The organism is Jeotgalibacillus sp. 10bf12, assembly GCF_055597105.1.
In genome coordinates, this window is record NZ_CP200276.1 from 1183049 (window position 1) to 1199478 (window position 16430).

24 protein-coding genes are annotated in these 16430 nt (G+C 42.0%); 16 read left to right on the top strand and 8 right to left on the bottom strand.

Annotation, left to right across the window (positions count from 1 at the left end; all coding sequences use genetic code 11):
* The first annotated feature begins 54 nt into the window (after window positions 1-54).
* The 4 genes from DH10bf12_RS06115 to DH10bf12_RS06130 all read left to right on the top strand — a co-directional run bounded on the left by DH10bf12_RS06115 (window position 55) and on the right by DH10bf12_RS06130 (window position 2149).
* Window positions 55-525, top strand: coding sequence for a cupin domain-containing protein (locus tag DH10bf12_RS06115; RefSeq protein WP_471738199.1), 471 nt, complete (start codon window positions 55-57; stop codon window positions 523-525).
* A 218-nt stretch (window positions 526-743) separates the two neighbouring features.
* Window positions 744-1178: a MarR family winged helix-turn-helix transcriptional regulator gene (locus DH10bf12_RS06120; protein WP_471737634.1), complete on the top strand. Its 435-nt coding sequence runs from the start codon at window positions 744-746 to the stop codon at window positions 1176-1178.
* A gap of 15 nt (window positions 1179-1193) precedes the next feature.
* Window positions 1194-1829, top strand: coding sequence for a nitroreductase family protein (locus tag DH10bf12_RS06125; RefSeq protein WP_471737635.1), 636 nt, complete (start codon window positions 1194-1196; stop codon window positions 1827-1829).
* Between the two features lie 20 nt (window positions 1830-1849).
* Window positions 1850-2149, top strand: coding sequence for a putative quinol monooxygenase (locus DH10bf12_RS06130; RefSeq protein WP_471737636.1), 300 nt, complete (start codon window positions 1850-1852; stop codon window positions 2147-2149).
* A gap of 13 nt (window positions 2150-2162) precedes the next feature.
* Here DH10bf12_RS06130 and DH10bf12_RS06135 read toward each other — a convergent pair whose 3' ends face one another.
* The 3 genes from DH10bf12_RS06135 to DH10bf12_RS06145 form a co-directional block, all read right to left on the bottom strand.
* Window positions 2163-2903, bottom strand: a complete 741-nt coding sequence (locus DH10bf12_RS06135; protein ID WP_471737637.1) for a YqjF family protein — start codon at window positions 2901-2903, stop codon at window positions 2163-2165.
* A gap of 81 nt (window positions 2904-2984) precedes the next feature.
* On the bottom strand, window positions 2985-3836 hold the full coding sequence (locus DH10bf12_RS06140; protein WP_471737638.1) for an MBL fold metallo-hydrolase: 852 nt from the start codon (window positions 3834-3836) through the stop codon (window positions 2985-2987).
* A 117-nt stretch (window positions 3837-3953) separates the two neighbouring features.
* Window positions 3954-4805 (bottom strand): hypothetical protein, encoded by an 852-nt coding sequence (locus DH10bf12_RS06145; RefSeq protein ID WP_471737639.1) that lies wholly within the window; start codon window positions 4803-4805, stop codon window positions 3954-3956.
* A gap of 336 nt (window positions 4806-5141) precedes the next feature.
* On the opposite strand from DH10bf12_RS06145, the gene DH10bf12_RS06150 reads away from it, so the two are divergent.
* Complete coding sequence (locus tag DH10bf12_RS06150) at window positions 5142-6101, top strand: alpha/beta hydrolase (RefSeq protein WP_471737640.1); 960 nt, start codon at window positions 5142-5144, stop codon at window positions 6099-6101.
* Window positions 6102-6212: 111 nt separating this feature from the next.
* Here the strand turns inward: DH10bf12_RS06150 and DH10bf12_RS06155 are convergent, their stop codons facing one another.
* On the bottom strand, window positions 6213-6377 hold the full coding sequence (locus tag DH10bf12_RS06155; RefSeq protein WP_471737641.1) for a hypothetical protein: 165 nt from the start codon (window positions 6375-6377) through the stop codon (window positions 6213-6215).
* 61 nt (window positions 6378-6438) lie between these two features.
* Window positions 6439-7332 carry a DUF5996 family protein gene (locus DH10bf12_RS06160; RefSeq protein WP_471737642.1) on the bottom strand — a complete coding sequence of 298 codons (894 nt, stop codon included), beginning with the start codon at window positions 7330-7332 and terminating at the stop codon, window positions 6439-6441.
* Window positions 7333-7449: 117 nt separating this feature from the next.
* Between DH10bf12_RS06160 and DH10bf12_RS06165 the strand changes: the two genes are divergently transcribed.
* The 4 genes from DH10bf12_RS06165 (at window position 7450) to DH10bf12_RS06180 (ending at window position 10154) form a co-directional block, all read left to right on the top strand.
* Window positions 7450-7731 (top strand): GNAT family N-acetyltransferase, encoded by a 282-nt coding sequence (locus tag DH10bf12_RS06165; protein WP_471737643.1) that lies wholly within the window; start codon window positions 7450-7452, stop codon window positions 7729-7731.
* 89 nt (window positions 7732-7820) lie between these two features.
* Complete coding sequence (locus tag DH10bf12_RS06170) at window positions 7821-8327, top strand: peroxiredoxin family protein (protein ID WP_471737644.1); 507 nt, start codon at window positions 7821-7823, stop codon at window positions 8325-8327.
* A 52-nt stretch (window positions 8328-8379) separates the two neighbouring features.
* The gene (locus tag DH10bf12_RS06175; protein WP_471737645.1) at window positions 8380-9030 is read left to right on the top strand and encodes an SDR family oxidoreductase; all 651 of its coding nucleotides are present in this window, start codon (window positions 8380-8382) and stop codon (window positions 9028-9030) included.
* A 191-nt stretch (window positions 9031-9221) separates the two neighbouring features.
* Entirely contained in the window at window positions 9222-10154 is a 933-nt protein-coding gene (locus DH10bf12_RS06180) for a sensor domain-containing diguanylate cyclase (RefSeq protein ID WP_471737646.1), read from the top strand.
* 34 nt (window positions 10155-10188) lie between these two features.
* Here DH10bf12_RS06180 and DH10bf12_RS06185 read toward each other — a convergent pair whose 3' ends face one another.
* A complete protein-coding gene (locus DH10bf12_RS06185) occupies window positions 10189-10602 on the bottom strand; it encodes a VOC family protein (RefSeq protein WP_471737647.1) in 414 nt (137 codons plus the stop codon).
* Between the two features lie 112 nt (window positions 10603-10714).
* Here DH10bf12_RS06185 and DH10bf12_RS06190 point away from each other — a divergent pair, with 112 nt between their 5' ends.
* On the top strand, window positions 10715-11671 hold the full coding sequence (locus DH10bf12_RS06190; RefSeq protein ID WP_471737648.1) for an NAD(P)/FAD-dependent oxidoreductase: 957 nt from the start codon (window positions 10715-10717) through the stop codon (window positions 11669-11671).
* Here the strand turns inward: DH10bf12_RS06190 and DH10bf12_RS06195 are convergent.
* The gene (locus DH10bf12_RS06195) at window positions 11661-12245 is read right to left on the bottom strand and encodes an MEDS domain-containing protein (RefSeq protein WP_471737649.1); all 585 of its coding nucleotides are present in this window, start codon (window positions 12243-12245) and stop codon (window positions 11661-11663) included. The genes DH10bf12_RS06190 and DH10bf12_RS06195 overlap by 11 nt on opposite strands.
* A gap of 210 nt (window positions 12246-12455) precedes the next feature.
* On the opposite strand from DH10bf12_RS06195, the gene DH10bf12_RS06200 reads away from it, so the two are divergent.
* The 5 genes from DH10bf12_RS06200 (at window position 12456) to modB (ending at window position 15345) form a co-directional block, all read left to right on the top strand.
* Entirely contained in the window at window positions 12456-12674 is a 219-nt protein-coding gene (locus DH10bf12_RS06200; protein ID WP_471737650.1) for a hypothetical protein, read from the top strand.
* Between the two features lie 59 nt (window positions 12675-12733).
* On the top strand, window positions 12734-13246 hold the full coding sequence (locus tag DH10bf12_RS06205) for a GrpB family protein (RefSeq protein ID WP_471737651.1): 513 nt from the start codon (window positions 12734-12736) through the stop codon (window positions 13244-13246).
* A gap of 73 nt (window positions 13247-13319) precedes the next feature.
* Window positions 13320-13790, top strand: coding sequence for a hypothetical protein (locus DH10bf12_RS06210; protein WP_471737652.1), 471 nt, complete (start codon window positions 13320-13322; stop codon window positions 13788-13790).
* Between the two features lie 133 nt (window positions 13791-13923).
* A complete protein-coding gene (gene modA / locus DH10bf12_RS06215) occupies window positions 13924-14682 on the top strand; it encodes a molybdate ABC transporter substrate-binding protein (protein WP_471737653.1) in 759 nt (252 codons plus the stop codon).
* Window positions 14683-14685: 3 nt separating this feature from the next.
* Window positions 14686-15345 carry a molybdate ABC transporter permease subunit gene (modB, locus tag DH10bf12_RS06220; RefSeq protein WP_471737654.1) on the top strand — a complete coding sequence of 220 codons (660 nt, stop codon included), beginning with the start codon at window positions 14686-14688 and terminating at the stop codon, window positions 15343-15345.
* Window positions 15346-15387: 42 nt separating this feature from the next.
* Here the strand turns inward: modB and DH10bf12_RS06225 are convergent, their stop codons facing one another.
* Window positions 15388-15846 carry a hypothetical protein gene (locus DH10bf12_RS06225; protein ID WP_471737655.1) on the bottom strand — a complete coding sequence of 153 codons (459 nt, stop codon included), beginning with the start codon at window positions 15844-15846 and terminating at the stop codon, window positions 15388-15390.
* Between the two features lie 133 nt (window positions 15847-15979).
* On the opposite strand from DH10bf12_RS06225, the gene DH10bf12_RS06230 reads away from it, so the two are divergent.
* Window positions 15980-16420: an NUDIX domain-containing protein gene (locus tag DH10bf12_RS06230; protein ID WP_471737656.1), complete on the top strand. Its 441-nt coding sequence runs from the start codon at window positions 15980-15982 to the stop codon at window positions 16418-16420.
* The last annotated feature ends 10 nt before the right edge of the window (window positions 16421-16430 follow it).

Genomic DNA, 16430 nt, shown 5'->3' on the forward strand with positions numbered 1-16430 from the left:
TATCACGTGTGAAAGGATTTGAGTGGATTGCATCATATGAATCAGCCTTATCAGATGACGGGGATGCAGGGGCATCACTGGTCATGTCCGTGTCATGACCAGCTGAGAGACCATGGACCTGAACCGTTTGTCACAAATATTCATGAAGATGCGCTTGAAAACAATGCATTTCGCAGAGCATTGTGGACAGGTGATTATCTTCAGATAACGTTAATGAGCCTGATGCCGGGTGAGTGTGTCGGACTGGAAATGCACCCAAACCTCGATCAGTTCCTAAGAATAGAGCAGGGGCAGGGGTTTGTTCAGATGGGCGCCGACAAAGATGCTTTACACTACATGAGTCACGTGTTCGATGATTGTGCAATTGTGATTCCGGCTGGCACTTGGCATAACCTGACCAACACCGGCTGCGTGCCGCTCAAGCTGTACTCGATTTATGCGCCACCGAACCACCCATACGGTACCGTGCACCAGACAATGGCGGATGCGATGGCAGCAGAGGGAGAGAATGAAATCCCCTACTAAACATCATGTTATGTAACATATTTACGATTAAGTGCCGTTCGGAACACGATCTGCAGCATGGCTGCCTGTGTTTCAAACGGTTTTTTTGTACATAATTTTATGGTCAGGCAAAAACGTTGACCCCTCAATGAATTGTATATTATACTCTCAAAGGCAGCTTATATGAAAAGCTTTAAATTATTAATTGACCCCTCAATGATTAACAGGAGGTGCATGCTTTGAGGAGAAACTGTTCTGAAAAGGGAAAGATTATTTATCAATTAAATGATATTTATAAATTTATGAGCCCTAAGTTTGAGCGCTGTACAGGCATGAGTCAGTCGAGAATGGATTTACTCCACGTATTATTTGAAGTGGATGAGATTAATCAATCGGCACTGCGTAAGGAAGTCAGCGTTGATCATGCTGCCATTACCAGACACCTGAAGCAGCTTGAAGAAAAAGGGATGGTAGCCAGAAGGAAAAATCCTGAGGATAACAGGGTTACCTTTGTCAGGTTAACGAAACAGGGTAGAGATCAGATTGACTCATTTAAAAATGAGAAGCAGCAGTTTATTGATCAGGTATTAAAAGATTTTACAGAAGAAGAAATCAGTGATTTATCAGACAAGCTGGCACGCGTTCAGCAAAATGTAACTGATATTCAACGTTAAAAGGGAGTTTTTGAAATGAATACAACGATAACAAATGATTTTAAAGAGATTATTACAGGCAGACGTTCGATTCGCGCCTACGATCCATCAGTGAAGATCAGCAAAGAAGAAATGACAGAGATTTTAACAGAGGCAACGCTTGCTCCTTCATCAGTTAATCTTCAGCCATGGCGTTTTCTGGTCATTGATAGCAACGAAGGAAAAGAAACACTGAAGCCGCTTGCGATGTTTAATCAGCAGCAGGTGGAGACGTCTTCTGCTGTTATAGCAGTATTTGTCGATATGAACAGCCTGTCTTACATTGAGGACATTTATGATACGGCTGTTGAAAAAGGGCTGATGCCTGCAGAAGTCAGAGATCGTCAGGTTCCTGGCATCAAAGGTATGCTCAGCGCTATACCAGAGCAGCAAATGAAGGAAATGAACCTGATTGATGCAGGTCTGGTGTCGATGCAGCTGATGCTTGCGGCACGCGCTCATGGATATGATACAAACCCAATTGGCGGTTATGAAAAAGATCAGATCGCTGAAGCATATGGAATGGATAAAGAACGCTACCAGCCGGTCATGCTGATTTCAATTGGGAAAGCAGCAGAAGAAGGGTATCAGTCTATCCGTCTGCCACTTGAAGAAATCACTCAGTGGAAGTAAAGAGAAAAGAGGAGATTCATATGATCATTACACTTGCACACTTACAAATACAACCTTCAAAAGAAGAGGCATTTCTCGCTGCTGCAAAGCTTTTAACAGCAGCTTCAAAACAGGAAGAAGGCAACGTTTCTTACGACCTGAAAAAAGATACCGAGCTTGAAAATACGTTCACAATGGTAGAGCTCTGGTCTGATATGGATGCTGTTCAGCGTCATAATGAGAGTGCGCACTTTAAAGCATTTGCAGAAAAGGCGCCTGCATTTCTCGCTGCGCCTCTATCTATCCAAATGTTCAAAGGTGAAGAATTAGACATATCTTAATGAAAGGATCCGGCTATGTGCCGGATCTTTTTTCGTTGTGAAAAATCCCAATCTGCTCCGGCGGCCAGACACGTACCTTCAGCTGTTTCGCGAAATGAAGCAGCGCCGGTTCAGCTGGCAGCGTAATCCCTGCACTTTCTGCCACGTCATTCACCTGGAAATCTGCCTGTGCCTGCTGCAGCGTCCATTGTTCATGAAAAATAGCACCTTTTAAAATTTTGTGGCTTTTCACTGTGAATAGCGCATACCGTTCAGTCAGCCAATAAGCAAGAGATCCTTTTTTCGTCAGAAATGGTTCTCCTGACGCCGCGTAAAGTCCGTCAAATGAACCTTCTGCAGCACGCCGGTCATTCCGTATACTTTTAAAATGGATTCGGTCTCCACTATTTGAAACCTCCATATCTGCATGCAAATATGGAAGTGCGTAGGATAGATTTGCAAGCTGTACAGCAAGCGGACTGTTGGCATCCAGGCTGAAAAAGTAAATGCCGGGTTCGCCGTTGAATGTCACATAGGTTCTGACATTCAGTTCGCTGAAGCGCTTTTTATATTTAATCGCGGATAGTCCTCTGAAATGAATGTCACTCATTTCAAAAGGAACGACGCTGACCCATGCCTGTCCATCATACGTATCAACTTGCAGACAGTCTGGGAGTAGCGCCCGGAGCTCATGAATATCAACTGGATAATGGGCAAACAGCAGGTCATTCCAGGTCTGTCCCATGATCCATTTGCGATTTCGCTGATTGACCAATTGAATCACCACCTGCCTTTATCTTAAAAAACATGTACTGTGTTTTCTAATCTGAAGGTGCAGGGAATGTACTCCTATTGTTCAGGAGACGCCGTTGATAAAAAAGTTTACTGTTTCCTCTTCATCAGCTGTTAATGCCTTACCGTAAAATGCAGTCAATCTTGCATTAATCTGATCAATGTCACGGCCAAACTCTTTCACAAGAGAGGCAGTTTTTCGTAAAAATCGGGCCTCTTTTTGAAATTCAGCCTTTGAGATTGGTTTGTAATGTGAAATCACATACGTCTCTGCATCAAATTGATCAAGACGGTCCAGCAAATTCAGAGTTTCGTCCGCTGTATAGTGCCATTTAGGCGCGTACATGAGTGGCGCTGTAACATCACCCAAAAATAATATCTTTTCTTCTTTTACATAAATGACGGTGCTGTCTTTTGCATGGTCACTGCCAACCTGCTTTAACAGACAGGTCACGCCGCCTAAGTCGATTGTCAATTCATCTTCAAACAAAACTGAAGGCATTACAACCTCAATATCACGGTGATCCTTGAATTCTTCACGAATCGCGTCTGCACAAAATTGAATCTCGACGCCGCTTGCCACCCGCTCATCAAGTGACTGGTCATCCCACTTAAAAGCAACAAGCTCTTCCATCGCCCGCTTCGTATCATAAGAAGCAATGGCTGGTATATTCAGTGCTGCAAGTCCAAAAATATGATCCCAGTGCCAGTGTGTGACAGCTGTCAGATCAGGAAGCGGTTTTCCGGCTTCCTTCAGCTTTTCTAAAAACAGTTCGGCATGTGCTTTTGAATTACCGCCATCAATCATAAGTGTATGGCGAGCACCCGTCACTGCCATCAGGATGGGTCTGTCAGTAGGTCCGACAGGTGTGAGGTAAGATACACGATTTGATAGGTTGATCAGTTGCTGAGTCATATGAAAGCTCCTTTTAGCCTGGTATGTATATTAATGATAAACGATGCGCTTCTGAAATTACACAAAACAGCCGTGAGCATCATCTGAAAAGGTGCTCACGGCTGCCAATGAACTTGGCTATTCATGATGAAGTTTAATACTCTTTCTCATTAAATTCATCCCGACTCTTGTCATTTTATATCTCGAGGGTCTTTTCATTCTGACTCTTTTTACATTAGGCTTCAATCTGGATAATGCCGACTGAATAGATCTTTCTGGGAGTTGAATATCAAATGCCTCTGTCAGAATGACTTGTAATTCACTGCTTGAGAGCTCATCTTTTCTCATCTTGATCTTTATCAAAAACATGGCAGCGGTCAACTGATCCTTTATCGTTTTTTGGGTGGACATCCATGCAAGTTCATGTTGAAGAAGCAACTGTTTGAATTCATCACAAAAGTCATATAGCCCGTTGTCAACAGCACTTTTCTCTAGCTCAGGGGTTATGCCCTCATTAATAAAGCTGTCAGCAAAATCAATTCCTTTGCGGGTGAGTGAATACTTTTTTTCTCCGTTTGGATCATAATGATGGTGCTGCATCATTTTTCTTTCACACGCATGATAGAGGCAAAAGTGAATGTTATCGGGGAGCTTTAAGTGATAGTCGATATAAAATTCACTCATTTTATTTGCTGAAAAAGATTTTCTTCTCTGAGTCAGCTGAAGAATATACAGGACAATTAAAGTTCTTTTCCACTCCGGAAGCTCCTCGAATATACGAGTGTTCAGGAAGTCATATTCAATGACAGTTGTTTGTTTTTTGTGTTTGATTAGATCATGAGCGATTTCATTAATTTGCTTTGAATGGTCACTTGAGAAACTGCTTAATGCAATAGGATCAGCATTTAAAGCGCTCCTTTGAACCGAAGTATAGGGAGCAGGCGTATCCGTGCATTCATTGTGAAAGTGTTTGTTGCTTAATGGATACATATATAAGCTTTCCTCCTTCAATTGGTGCTGGTGTTGCGTATATGAATGGTTTGCACGCAAATCAAATGATGCATGTGATCAATACGAGCCTTTACTGTATAAACGGAAAGTGTAATTTCAGATTTTTACGATCATGAGACTTTGCATCATTCCGGTATATAGAGATAACGTTGTTTTTCGACTTATGGATCACTAAATTTGAATTAATTTCAAAGCTTTTGAATTGAAGAAGCTGAAATAGTAAATAAGTTCAATGAGGTGCCATAATAGAACCTGATATTGTAAAATTGAATTTAGTATAGTGGTAGATAAAACATGTTCAGGGAAGGATCATCAATGAAAAAGAAATGGATTGTCATACCTGCAGTGTTGGTTTTGTTAGTTATAGTCATCTACGGGGCAGTTGGAAATTATTTTTACAATTATGCACTTAGTGCGAAGGATGAAAAAGAATTTTTAGAGGGAAATCCGAATCTGGCTGAGAGTGAAGCTGTGATGGCTGAAGTGGCTGAAGCACTCGATGAAGCGGATGAAGCATTTGAGGAAGAGCACCAGCCTGAGCATCTTTCCATCACGTCAGAGGACGGACTGAATCTGTCAGCTGATGTATATGAAAATGAAGAAGCCGGTGACCGCTGGGCCATCGTTGCGCACGGTTATATGATGGATGCTTCAGGTATGACCAGGTATATCAGGAATTTCTATGATGAAGGATATAATGTGCTGGCGCCTGACCTTCGCGGACATGGGGATAGTGAAGGTGATTATATCGGTATGGGATGGCATGACCGGCTTGATATGCTGCAGTGGATCGATGAGGTGCTGAAGGTTAATCCTGACGCAGAGATTGCCCTCTTTGGCATTTCGATGGGCGGTGCCACTGTGATGATGACGTCCGGTGAGGATCTGCCTGAGAATGTAAAAGTGATTGTGGAAGATTGCGGATACACGTCTGTCAGCGATGTGTTTACTTATCAATTGGATGATCTGTTCGGATTACCTGAGTTTCCGGTGTTAAACGCGGCTAACACAGTCACGAATATCCGTGCAGACTATGATTTATATGAAGCTTCTGCTGTTGATCAGGTTGCTAAGAGTGAAAAGCCAATGCTGTTTATTCATGGCGATGCGGATACCTTTGTTCCTTTTGAAATGCTGGATGAAGTATATGAAGTGGCTGATGTAGAAAAAGATCAGCTGATTATTGAAGGAGCAGGTCATGGTGAAGCTGAAAAAGTGGACCCTGAAGCATATTGGAATAAGGTTTGGGGATTTGTAGATCAGTATATTGAATAATTAATAGGAATTAGTTGTTTTCTGACTCATCACACATTAATCTTTGCAAGCGCAAGAATTAAATACTGGTTAAAACGTTAAAGAGAAGCCTGATTTTTTATCAGCTTCTCTTTACGTTTGTCTACGGCCTTTTACAATGACATAAAGTCCAAGAATAATGACTAAAAAGCCTGCAGTCTGTAACACGATATTACCGGTCTGACCAATTTCATTGAATGATAAATTTGTCAGTACAACACCGATAAAGCAAATGAAAAGTCCGATTGCGAGTTTCATAGGATACCACCCTGATCTTAAGGATGACTCTATTTTAACACGGGTAGGTCAGATTTATCTGCTAAGACTGAGGCGGCATGTCTAAAGGGATTTCATAATAAGAGCAGCCCTGCCACTCAAGCTCACGGATTAAAATATAATAAGCAGAACTGAAGAATGCCTGAATATTGGACGTATTCATCTCGTTCTCACTTTTTAAATGAAGGAAAAACTCACTGGCATCTGCCTGATAGTAAGCATCCGCGGGTTTGATATCAGCTTCGTGCTTAAGCGGATGGAATTGAAATGGATATGGAAGAATGAAAAATGACGGGTCATCTGTGTTGTCGTCCCCAAGCCAGAAGCCAAACTCGAGAAAATGTTCATCAAAGGCAGCTTTTTCAATGACTTTATCTTCAGGGAATGGCTGCATTTTTCCGTGAAGAATGAGTGTAGAAATATCAAAGGTTCCCCAGAACAATGCAGGCATCAGCTTTCTGCAGCGATACGGGCTGATGAATGTCAGTTCCTGCTGATAAGCAAACTGAAACAGCCTCAACCCTCTCAGTGCTTTTTCCTGATCGAACTCTCGTGGAGTATTGTCTTCATCAAATTTAGTCGTGTAAGGCATTTCCTGTGGGATGGTGTTAATTGTCAAAGGGATTTGGTGTTCGTGAAGAATTGAGAAAATTTCTTGGTAATATTGTTTAATTGTTTTTTGATCAGTGATGCTGATCAGATGAGCGTCTCCATCGACATTAACTTTAATCGAGGCCTCTGAAATGGAAAGATCAATTTGAAAAAAGTGGTCATTGTATGAAAGTAGTCCTGTTGAAAAGCCTTCAGCTGTAATCGGCAGCGTGACATGACCCCATTGCGGCTGCTGCGGGGCAGTTTTTAATTTGATTTTCCCGAGAATTTGAGAGATCAGGTGCAGCGTGAATTTCGTTTCTTTCCATTCACTGTGTTTAATCATCATTCATCCTCCTCTTTTACACTCTTTTATTATTTTCCCGGTCTCATCATCTGCTAACCCAGCCTGGATTGAATTATTTCTCAGAAGGGAAAGAACATTAAAAAGGAGGCGTGATCGATGAATGTCACATTTAAAGAAGAAGAGAACCGTTTCGCTGCGTACGATCAGGATCATAACGAGGCCGGAGAAGCAACCTTCAGCAGAGCGGAAGATAACATCCTGATTATTGATCACACGAGTGTACGGAATGACTACAGAGGCCAGGGTATTGCCGGGAAGCTCGTCAGACATATCGTTGAAAAAGCGAGAGAAAATAACCAGAAAATCATGCCGCTTTGCACATTTGCAAAAGGTGAGTTTGATCAGCATGAGGAGTATCAGGATGTACTTCACAGCTAAGTCAGACAGATCAGATGGCACATTCGCCTGATTGAAATAGATGAATTCGGGTAGACACGTCATATACTGACTTTTTGAGGAGTGGTTTAGTGAGTGTATTTCAACTCAACGATCAGGCCCCGGATTTCAAACTCACGGGTCTTGACCGAAAAGAATATCATTTAGCAGATATGCTTGAGCATAATGATGAAAAATGGTTTCTGCTGATTTACTTCCGCGGCTCCTGGTGCCCGGCATGTATGGAAGAGCTGGACGAGCTTGAAGACACAATCAGCTACTTCAACAAACACAATATTAGCTTAATCACAATTACACACGATGAGAAAACCAGTCTTGAGAAGATGTTGAAGGAGCACCAGTTCAGCTTCCCTGTACTGATCGATGAAGATCTCAGTTTCCAAAAGGCTTATGACGTGTATTATCACGGTGAGGATGCGCCTTATGAAGATCACGGTGCACATGCTGAGCCGGCTTATTTTCTTTTAAATGAAAATGGGAAAGTGCTTTATCAACAAAGACAGACAAACCCATTTGGGAGACCTCATGCAAAAGAATTAAGAAAAACCATTCAGTATATTAGAAAGAATTTGAAGTAATCGTACGACATGTACTTATAAATTTTTAAAAAGTATTAGGAGGATGTTAAACATGAAAGTATTAGTAGTTGGAGCAAACGGACAGGTAGGAAAGCATTTAACAAAAATGATTCAGGAAACAGAGCACTTTGAAGCACGTGCAATGATTCGTAAAGAAGAACAAAAATCATACTTTGAAGACCTAGGCGCTGAGACAGTGATTGTGGATCTTGAAGGTGAAGTAGAGGATATGGCTAAAGCTGCTGAGGGCGTTGATGCGATTGTCTTTACAGCTGGTTCCGGTCCGAATACAGGAGATGACAAAACAGCAACCATCGACCTCGATGCGGCAGTGAAAACGATTCAGGCTGCAGAAAAAGCAGGCGTGAAACGTTACGTGATGGTCAGCTCATTCGATACGACGCGTGAAGAAATTCAGAATGTGCCGGAATCATTCAAGCCTTACGTCATTGCAAAACACTATGCGGACGAATGGCTTCGTGGCACTGGACTGGACTTCACAATTGTACATCCGGGTGGACTGACAAATGATGAGGGGACAGGCAAAGTAAAAGCGGATGTCACTGTTGATCGTGGCGAAATTTCTCGTGAAGATGTTGCACGTGTGCTGTTAGCCGTTCTTGAAAATGACTCTACAATCAGAAAAGAGTTCCAGGTAATCAACGGAGATACAGAGGTATCAGGAGCAGTTAAAAGCTTATAACATATGTGTAAAAGGATGTCCGCTAAAGCGGGCATCCTTTTTTGTATGAAAAATGAATAACCAGCCTTTTCCTTAATGGATAAATTTTCACTTATACCGCCAATATCCAGTTGCTCTCGACGCTTTAGCAGAGTATAGTAAATAACAGGGAAAATTCTGAGAGTTAAAGGTAGTGAGGGTGAATGACTGGTGTGCAGATAGTAATGATCGCAGTCGGGATTGCATTATGTATAGTTGGTCTGAACTTATGGCATTATCTCAGGCTGAAGCAAAAATATGAGAAGCTGACCGATCAGCACAGACAGTTCATTCACCTTGTTGAAACACCGAATGATTTTATGTATTATGCAGATGTTTATCCGGTAGTGAAATTTAAATATCTCAGTCCCTCTGCTGAGAATTTCTTCGGTAAAGGGAGCAACGAGCAGGCCTACTTCAGCCCGGCAGTCGCTTTTCAGGACATTCATCCGGATGATGAGGCGCTTCTGCTGAAAAAGATTACGGGAGACATTGATTACAGTCAGCCGATCGTCCAGCGCTGGAAGGATCAAAACGGCAAATACAGATGGTTTGAAGAGTATGCTACTCCCATTTATGAAAATGGAAGACTCGTTTCACTGCAGGGCATGCTCAGAAATATTGATGAGCGGATTGTCATGCAGGAGAAGCTGCAATACCAGTTGTATCATGACAGTCTAACGGATCTTTATAACCGTACATATTTTAAAGAAGCTTTTACAAAGCTGGATGAGGAAGAGTCACACTCAGCGGGGATGTTGCTGTGCGATCTTGACCAGCTGAAGTTTACCAATGATACATTCGGTCATTCAGTTGGTGATGAGCTGATTAAAAGAGCAGCTCATCAGTTAAAAATTGCAGTTGGTGACGCTGCTATTGCAGCAAGAATCGGCGGAGATGAATTTGTTGTGCTGATGCAGGATATCACTGGACAGGAGCTGTGGGAACAACTGGATCAGGTGAGAAAAAGCTGCAGGGAGGCAGATGTTTGTCTGTCGATCGGAGCAGCCTTTACACCAGATTCTTTAGGGAGAATGACAATGTTGTTTTCTGAAGCGGACCGTAATATGTATAAAGATAAAGAGATGAATCGGGAGTGTATTTAAAAGATGTGAAGGGGGCTTCGCATCTTTTTTCTATTTAGCTTTTTTGTAGTTCTTCAATATGCTCTGAATGAAATGGTGAGCCTTTTACCTCTTCAATGATGCTCAGTGTATTGCCGTCCGGATCTTCACAGTCAAAATATTTCATTTCGCCAAAATGCTTGATTTCATTAACGTTCAAGCCGCTTTCAGTTAACTGTTTATGTACGCTGATGATATCATCTGCAATTAAATTAAAATAAGTATTCTGCCTGCCGTGGCGATCCGGAAATGAAGAAGGCTGAGAAGAACTAACCTCTATTAATCCGAGTTGAACAGCGCTGTCAGGAAAATAGAAACCTGCCCCGCCATCCCACTGTCCAATCGGCTTCACGTGAAAATGAGTTTCATACCACTTTGCAGAGTGTTCAAGATTTGTAACCGGTATAAAGATACTGCCAACTTTAAACATTTGATCAGCCCCTTAATTAGCATTAAATTCCATATCAGTGTAACATACGGGAAACTGTTATTGTTAAAAAAAGTAGTTAGAATAGAATGGTGATTTGAAGAGGAGTGATGATATGAAAATCGGTGTAATCGGTGGAGGAATGTCGGGCTTAATTGCTGCACGAAAGCTTCAGTCAGAAGGGCACGACGTTGACATCATTGAAAAAAGCAGAAGTGTCGGCGGACGGATGGCGACACGAAGAATCGGTGAAGGACAGGCAGATCATGGAGCGGTGTATTTCACAGTCCGTGATGAAGGGTTTAATCACGAAGTGCAGCAATGGGTTTCAGCTGGTGTTGTGAAAGAGTGGTTTGCTGATCCTCACCCGAAATATGTTGGAGTGGACGGAATGAATAAGCTTGCAAAGCATCTGGCTGATGGATTGCATGTCCGGCTGCAGGAAAAAGTAGTGAATATCTCAGCTAAAGATCAGGGGTTAGCGGTAATTGATTCCAGCGAACACGATTATGATGCAGTTATTTTGACAGCGCCGCTCCCTCAAGCAATGGAGCTGCTTGAAACTGCTGATATTCAGCTTACCAAAGAAGATCAAGAGCTGAAATCCTTCATATTTGAACCTGCATTTGTCGGTTTGATTGAATTAACCCATGATATTCAGGCAGGTGAGCACGGATTGCTGGATCATCATCTGCCGGAAGGGGTTTTAAAAATCGTAAATAATTTTGCAAAAGGTATTTCTAAAAACCCGATATTAAGCGTATATATGACTGGTGAATGGAGTGAGAAATGGTTTGATCATGATGAGGTTCAGGCGATGGCTGAAATTGAGCGTCTGCTCTCACAGGAAATAAAAGGGTTGGACATTAAGTCAAAGCAGTTAAATAGATGGCGTTATGCGCAGGCAAAAGAGGTATATCAAGCATCGTTTTATAAACTGAGTGAACAGCCGGTATGGCTTTGTGGGGACGTATTTCTGCGACCTGATGATCCATCCGGGAACACCAGGGTTGAAAGTGCGTATTTGTCAGGCAGAGATGTTGCAGAAGATATTCTGCGCGCTATTCGTTAATAACGCTATTTGCCTGGACGCTGATCGGGCTTCGTTCCGTTGTTATTTCATTGTCTGATAAAATAAATGGATGTGTCTGGAATAATATTTTCCGTAAGTCAGAAGGCATATCGACCTTTTTATAAGCGCATATTAATGGAAATTCAATTGCGTTCACTGCCTCATCTATTCTGGTTTCGAGATCATGAATCAAATGGTGGGGAACGTCTGTTGAATTCCATTCCACATGTGCCCATGTACGAAATAGCATCTGTTCATCCAAATAAGGCTCAATTTTTTTTTCGAAGTAAGCTGTAATTGCAGGCGGGTGGTAGTTACCGCTTGAGAAATAAAATTCGAAGCTGTTAATAAAGTGAATATATTTCGTTTCTTCAGGCGAAATCAGCGGTTTTAATTGAATCATAATTTTGCGGTAATTTCGCTCATTTTCAATTAAAATAATGATCTCCTTAGCTCTAATGCTATCTAAAATATAAGCAATTACTGTTTGAAGGTAAGAATTTGTTTCATTATAAGCGTACAGCACGTGAACATTTCTTTGAGTTGCAATTAAATCTGGAAGTGCAAGTTTCATTTGATCATCCTTCCTGAATAGGGTTACACCCTCCATTATACGTGAACTAAATAGGATACACAAAACAATCTTCCGTGAGACGAAATAATAATATTCTCTGTTGGATTTTTAAAATGCGTTCTCCCATTTGACTGATATTCTGTTATGATTTTGTATAAATGGAAAAGTGAGATAATTGGCTTGGAGTATCCATGTGAAGGGAGAATCGCGATGGGTTTTTTACTGATCTTTTTAGCTTGCGGGTTATTAATTGTATTGTCAGTCATGGCATTTGGACCATACGGACTTTTGATCATTGCAGCACTGTTATCAGCATTTATCGTAAAAGGGTATTTCCTTTTATCATCCATGCACGATGAAATGTCACGTAAGGAACGATCACCGGAGCAAAGGTTTAAAGAGGCGACTGAGAAATATAAAGTGAAATAATAGGCCTGACTAAGGTCTATTATTTTTGTCTTTATTGAATCATTGAGAGGAGTATACACATGAAAGTAATGGTATCTGCATATCATAATGATTGGCCAACCTTATTTGAAACAGAAGCGGAAAAAATCGCTTCTATTTTTAAAGATCAGCTGATTACAATTCATCATATCGGAAGCACTTCTGTACCAGGACTGCATGCGAAGCCGATTATCGATATGATGCCCGTGCTGAAAAATATAATTGCGGCAGATCGCTTCGCTTTTGGAATGGAAAAACTGGGTTATGAAGCGTTAGGAGAGTATGGGCTTCCGGGCAGGCGCTATTTCAGGAAAGGGAAAGACAAGCGGACGCATCATGTTCATATGTATGATCTGTCCAGTCAGGATGAAATCACCCGTCATCTGGCAGTACGTGATTACCTCAGAGCTCATCCAATAGAAGCTGCAGCATATGGGGAACTGAAGCAAAAACTTGCTGAAGTTCACCGGGGTGACGTTGAAGCTTATATAAATGGGAAAGATCAATTTGTAAAAGACCTTGAGCGAAAAGGAATGGAATGGGGAAAATCATAAAATTTGTTACGATTATTACAAATAAATTAAATTAATAGATATAGGACTAAATATACAAGGAAAGGAAAATGATATGGGAATCGATCAGAAGGTTCATCCGCAAGTTTCTGCGATGCCGCTGTCAGTACACAAGATTCTAAATGAATGCCCACCTGAGAAAGACTTTTGGTTTTACCCATCCACAGAGTTACTTGAATCGTGGACCTCAACAATGATTTCACTTCTGAACACCTCTGTCTACCGCGGTTATGGACTTAGTATTAAAGAGGAACGAAAGCTCTCAGCACTGACTTCACATATCATTGTCCAGGGATGCAAGGCCCCATATTTAATTCAACTCACTTCCCACATCAGTTTGCAATCAGAAAAATTTCTAAAAAAATATGCACGTCATATTCATCAGTCAGCTAAAGAAGTGTTAAATATGATTGAGCTGGTGCGTCAGTTCGAAGCAAGATGTAAACTGATGATTAACCGTAAAGCGAATATTATCATCATGCCTTCAGCTGCCTACAACGAATCTGCCTGTACACTTGCAGACTGAGTGCAGCCTAAAACCCTTTCAACTTTTATGAAAGGGTTTTTTCTTTTGAGCTGATTGAAGACTGGGGTCTGACCCCGGCATCCGCAATTCTGCTATACTTAATGCAACTTATTTTTTGGAAGGAAGACTCTTAATGAGAAAATTATTTTTGGGTTTGGGTGCGCTGGTGATTGTCAGTGGCTGTTCGGGTCCACAGGAGGAAAGTGAGAGCAGGGAGCTGACGGTGTCTGCTGCTGCGAGTCTTCAGGATGCGCTTGGAGAGATTGAGGCACAGTTTGAAGAGGAGACAGGGATTGAAGTGACATTTAATTATGGTGGTTCAGGCAGTCTGAAGCAGCAGATCTCGCAGGGTGCACCAGTTGACCTGTTCATTTCCGCTGCTGAGAATCATTTTGATGAACTGGTTGAGGATGGCTTGATCAGTGAAGCCGAGAGTATCAGATTAATAGGGAATGAACTTGTGCTCGTCGTACCGCGTGATGATTTTGAGATTGCGACTTTTGAAGATCTTACTGAGGTAGAAAGTTTATCGATCGGGACCCCCGAGACGGTGCCGGCTGGAGCTTACAGCCAGGAAGTTTTCGAGGAGCTCGGAATCTGGGAGGACGTGCAGGAACAAATCGTTTTTGCAAAAGACGTCCGTCAGGTTTTGACGTATGTAGAATCAGGTAATGTGGAAGCCGGAGTGGTGTATAATTCTGATGCAATCGCAGGTGAGCAGTTAAAAATCGCGGCAGTTGCTGAAGAGGATTGGCATTCACCAATTGTGTATCCTGCTGGAATCATAGAGGATACTGACTACCAGGAAGATGCCGAAGCGTTTCTTGAGTATTTACAGAGTGATGAAGCAATGGCTATTTTTGAAGAGCTCGGTTTTAAAAGGTTGAACTAGCTTATGCCAGTTGATTTTTGGTCGCCGCTCAGATTATCTATTGAAGTTGCAACGGTTGCGAGTCTGATTGTACTTATAATTGGACTGGTTGCAGGCAGAATGATGGCTGTGCGCCGCTTTAGAGGCAAAGCCATTGTGGAAACACTGTTTTTATTGCCGCTCGTATTACCACCGACTGTAGTCGGCTTTTTATTAATTGTGATATTCGGACGGAACAGTCCTGCAGGTCAGGCGATCGAATGGGTGTTTCAGCAGCCACTTATTTTTACATGGTGGGCAGCAGTCATTGCAGCAGTTGTTGTTGCATTTCCACTCATGTATCAGTCAGCAAAAACCGGCTTTGAGTCGATTGATGAAGAGATTGAGCATGCCGGACGTGTAGATGGAGCCGGGGAGTGGAAGCTTTTTACGAAAATTGCGATCCCACTCGCATGGAAAGCGATTATTGCAGGATTTATTTTAAGCTTCGCGCGAGCACTTGGAGAATTCGGGGCAACCCTTATGTTTGCCGGGAATATTCCCGGCCGTACACAGACCGCCTCAACAGCGATTTATCTGGCGATCGAATCAGGGAACATGCAGATGGCCTGGCTGTGGGTTGCGAGTATGGTTGGGATTTCATTTGTGATGCTGGTTGCGGTGCAGGGGCTGAGAAGCAGATAAAAAAGCATTCGTGCAAATGAGGCGAATGCTTTTTTATGGGAATCACTTTTGGTGAAGATATTCCTGTAAGTCTGATCGATAAGACCAAAGCTCGTTTCGCAGTTCCCTGGCGTTTTCATAGTAAGTGCGTCTCTCATCAGCTGTTTCTGCTGATTGAAATTGATTAATGATTCCAGCAAGGTTTTCCGGGAATTTCCGCAATGTGTCAATTGCTTCATCATCATAATTAAGATAAATAACCGAGCCCTCTCCGTGAAGCTTCAGCGCTTGTTTTCTTGCGTTATACTCACTCGCATCGCCCTCTGAAAATCCTTCTTCAATCAAAATTTCCTGATAAGATAAAAAACCGTCCAGGTGTTCTATGTAGTAGTCTATGGAGATAAAGGACTGTAGTTCGGCCTCATTTTTCTGTTCACGGTATTGGTTGTACAGAAAAGCGGATAAAAGAATAAATAATGTCAGGCCTGGTAAGAGTGCTTTTTTAGAAGATAAAACAGACACAGTACTTCTCCTCTCACATTTTATTTTTATCAACCTTACGATATTAATATGTATCATGGTAACATATTAATAGAAAAATATGGTTTTTTATTTTTCGGGAAGCTAATAGGTATAAAGGGTAGGGAGGAAATAAATGAGACACTCATCTAAAGCAATTATCATTCAAGGAGATTCTATATTACTAACAACAAACTCAGACGATGAAGGCACGTTCTACATTTTCCCGGGCGGCGGTCAAGAGAATGGGGAGACGATGCATGAGGCATGTATACGGGAGTGTCTTGAGGAAATGGGATTGATTGTGAAACCCGGGGAGCTTTTATACGTAAGAGAATACATAGGGAAAAACCATGAGTATGCAGCAATTGATTCGCATGTTCACCAGATCGAATCTTATTTTCGCTGTGAAATTACCGGTGAAAACGATCAGCAGATTTTCTTTGATGCGAATCAGACCGGTATAGAATGGTTACCAATCAGAGAGCTTGATCAATACAGGATTTACCCACGGACGGTCGTTTCATATATTCAGAAGTCTGGTCAGGCGGCCATTTATTTAGGTGATGTGAATTAACCCTGAGGAG

Excerpts from the sequence above, each read along its gene's own strand:
- DH10bf12_RS06115 (WP_471738199.1), top strand. The coding sequence starts at position 55 with ATGACGGGGATGCAGGGGCATCACTGGTCATGTCCGTGTCATGACCAG.
- DH10bf12_RS06125 (WP_471737635.1), top strand. The coding sequence starts at position 1,194 with ATGAATACAACGATAACAAATGATTTTAAAGAGATTATTACAGGCAGA.
- DH10bf12_RS06130 (WP_471737636.1), top strand. The coding sequence starts at position 1,850 with ATGATCATTACACTTGCACACTTACAAATACAACCTTCAAAAGAAGAG.
- DH10bf12_RS06140 (WP_471737638.1), bottom strand. The coding sequence starts at position 3,836 with ATGACTCAGCAACTGATCAACCTATCAAATCGTGTATCTTACCTCACA.
- DH10bf12_RS06145 (WP_471737639.1), bottom strand. The coding sequence starts at position 4,805 with ATGTATCCATTAAGCAACAAACACTTTCACAATGAATGCACGGATACG.
- DH10bf12_RS06150 (WP_471737640.1), top strand. The coding sequence starts at position 5,142 with ATGAAAAAGAAATGGATTGTCATACCTGCAGTGTTGGTTTTGTTAGTT.
- DH10bf12_RS06155 (WP_471737641.1), bottom strand. The coding sequence starts at position 6,377 with ATGAAACTCGCAATCGGACTTTTCATTTGCTTTATCGGTGTTGTACTG.
- DH10bf12_RS06160 (WP_471737642.1), bottom strand. The coding sequence starts at position 7,332 with ATGATTAAACACAGTGAATGGAAAGAAACGAAATTCACGCTGCACCTG.
- DH10bf12_RS06165 (WP_471737643.1), top strand. The coding sequence starts at position 7,450 with ATGAATGTCACATTTAAAGAAGAAGAGAACCGTTTCGCTGCGTACGAT.
- DH10bf12_RS06175 (WP_471737645.1), top strand. The coding sequence starts at position 8,380 with ATGAAAGTATTAGTAGTTGGAGCAAACGGACAGGTAGGAAAGCATTTA.
- DH10bf12_RS06185 (WP_471737647.1), bottom strand. The coding sequence starts at position 10,602 with ATGTTTAAAGTTGGCAGTATCTTTATACCGGTTACAAATCTTGAACAC.
- DH10bf12_RS06190 (WP_471737648.1), top strand. The coding sequence starts at position 10,715 with ATGAAAATCGGTGTAATCGGTGGAGGAATGTCGGGCTTAATTGCTGCA.
- DH10bf12_RS06195 (WP_471737649.1), bottom strand. The coding sequence starts at position 12,245 with ATGAAACTTGCACTTCCAGATTTAATTGCAACTCAAAGAAATGTTCAC.
- DH10bf12_RS06200 (WP_471737650.1), top strand. The coding sequence starts at position 12,456 with ATGGGTTTTTTACTGATCTTTTTAGCTTGCGGGTTATTAATTGTATTG.
- DH10bf12_RS06205 (WP_471737651.1), top strand. The coding sequence starts at position 12,734 with ATGAAAGTAATGGTATCTGCATATCATAATGATTGGCCAACCTTATTT.
- DH10bf12_RS06210 (WP_471737652.1), top strand. The coding sequence starts at position 13,320 with ATGGGAATCGATCAGAAGGTTCATCCGCAAGTTTCTGCGATGCCGCTG.
- modA (WP_471737653.1), top strand. The coding sequence starts at position 13,924 with ATGAGAAAATTATTTTTGGGTTTGGGTGCGCTGGTGATTGTCAGTGGC.
- modB (WP_471737654.1), top strand. The coding sequence starts at position 14,686 with ATGCCAGTTGATTTTTGGTCGCCGCTCAGATTATCTATTGAAGTTGCA.
- DH10bf12_RS06230 (WP_471737656.1), top strand. The coding sequence starts at position 15,980 with ATGAGACACTCATCTAAAGCAATTATCATTCAAGGAGATTCTATATTA.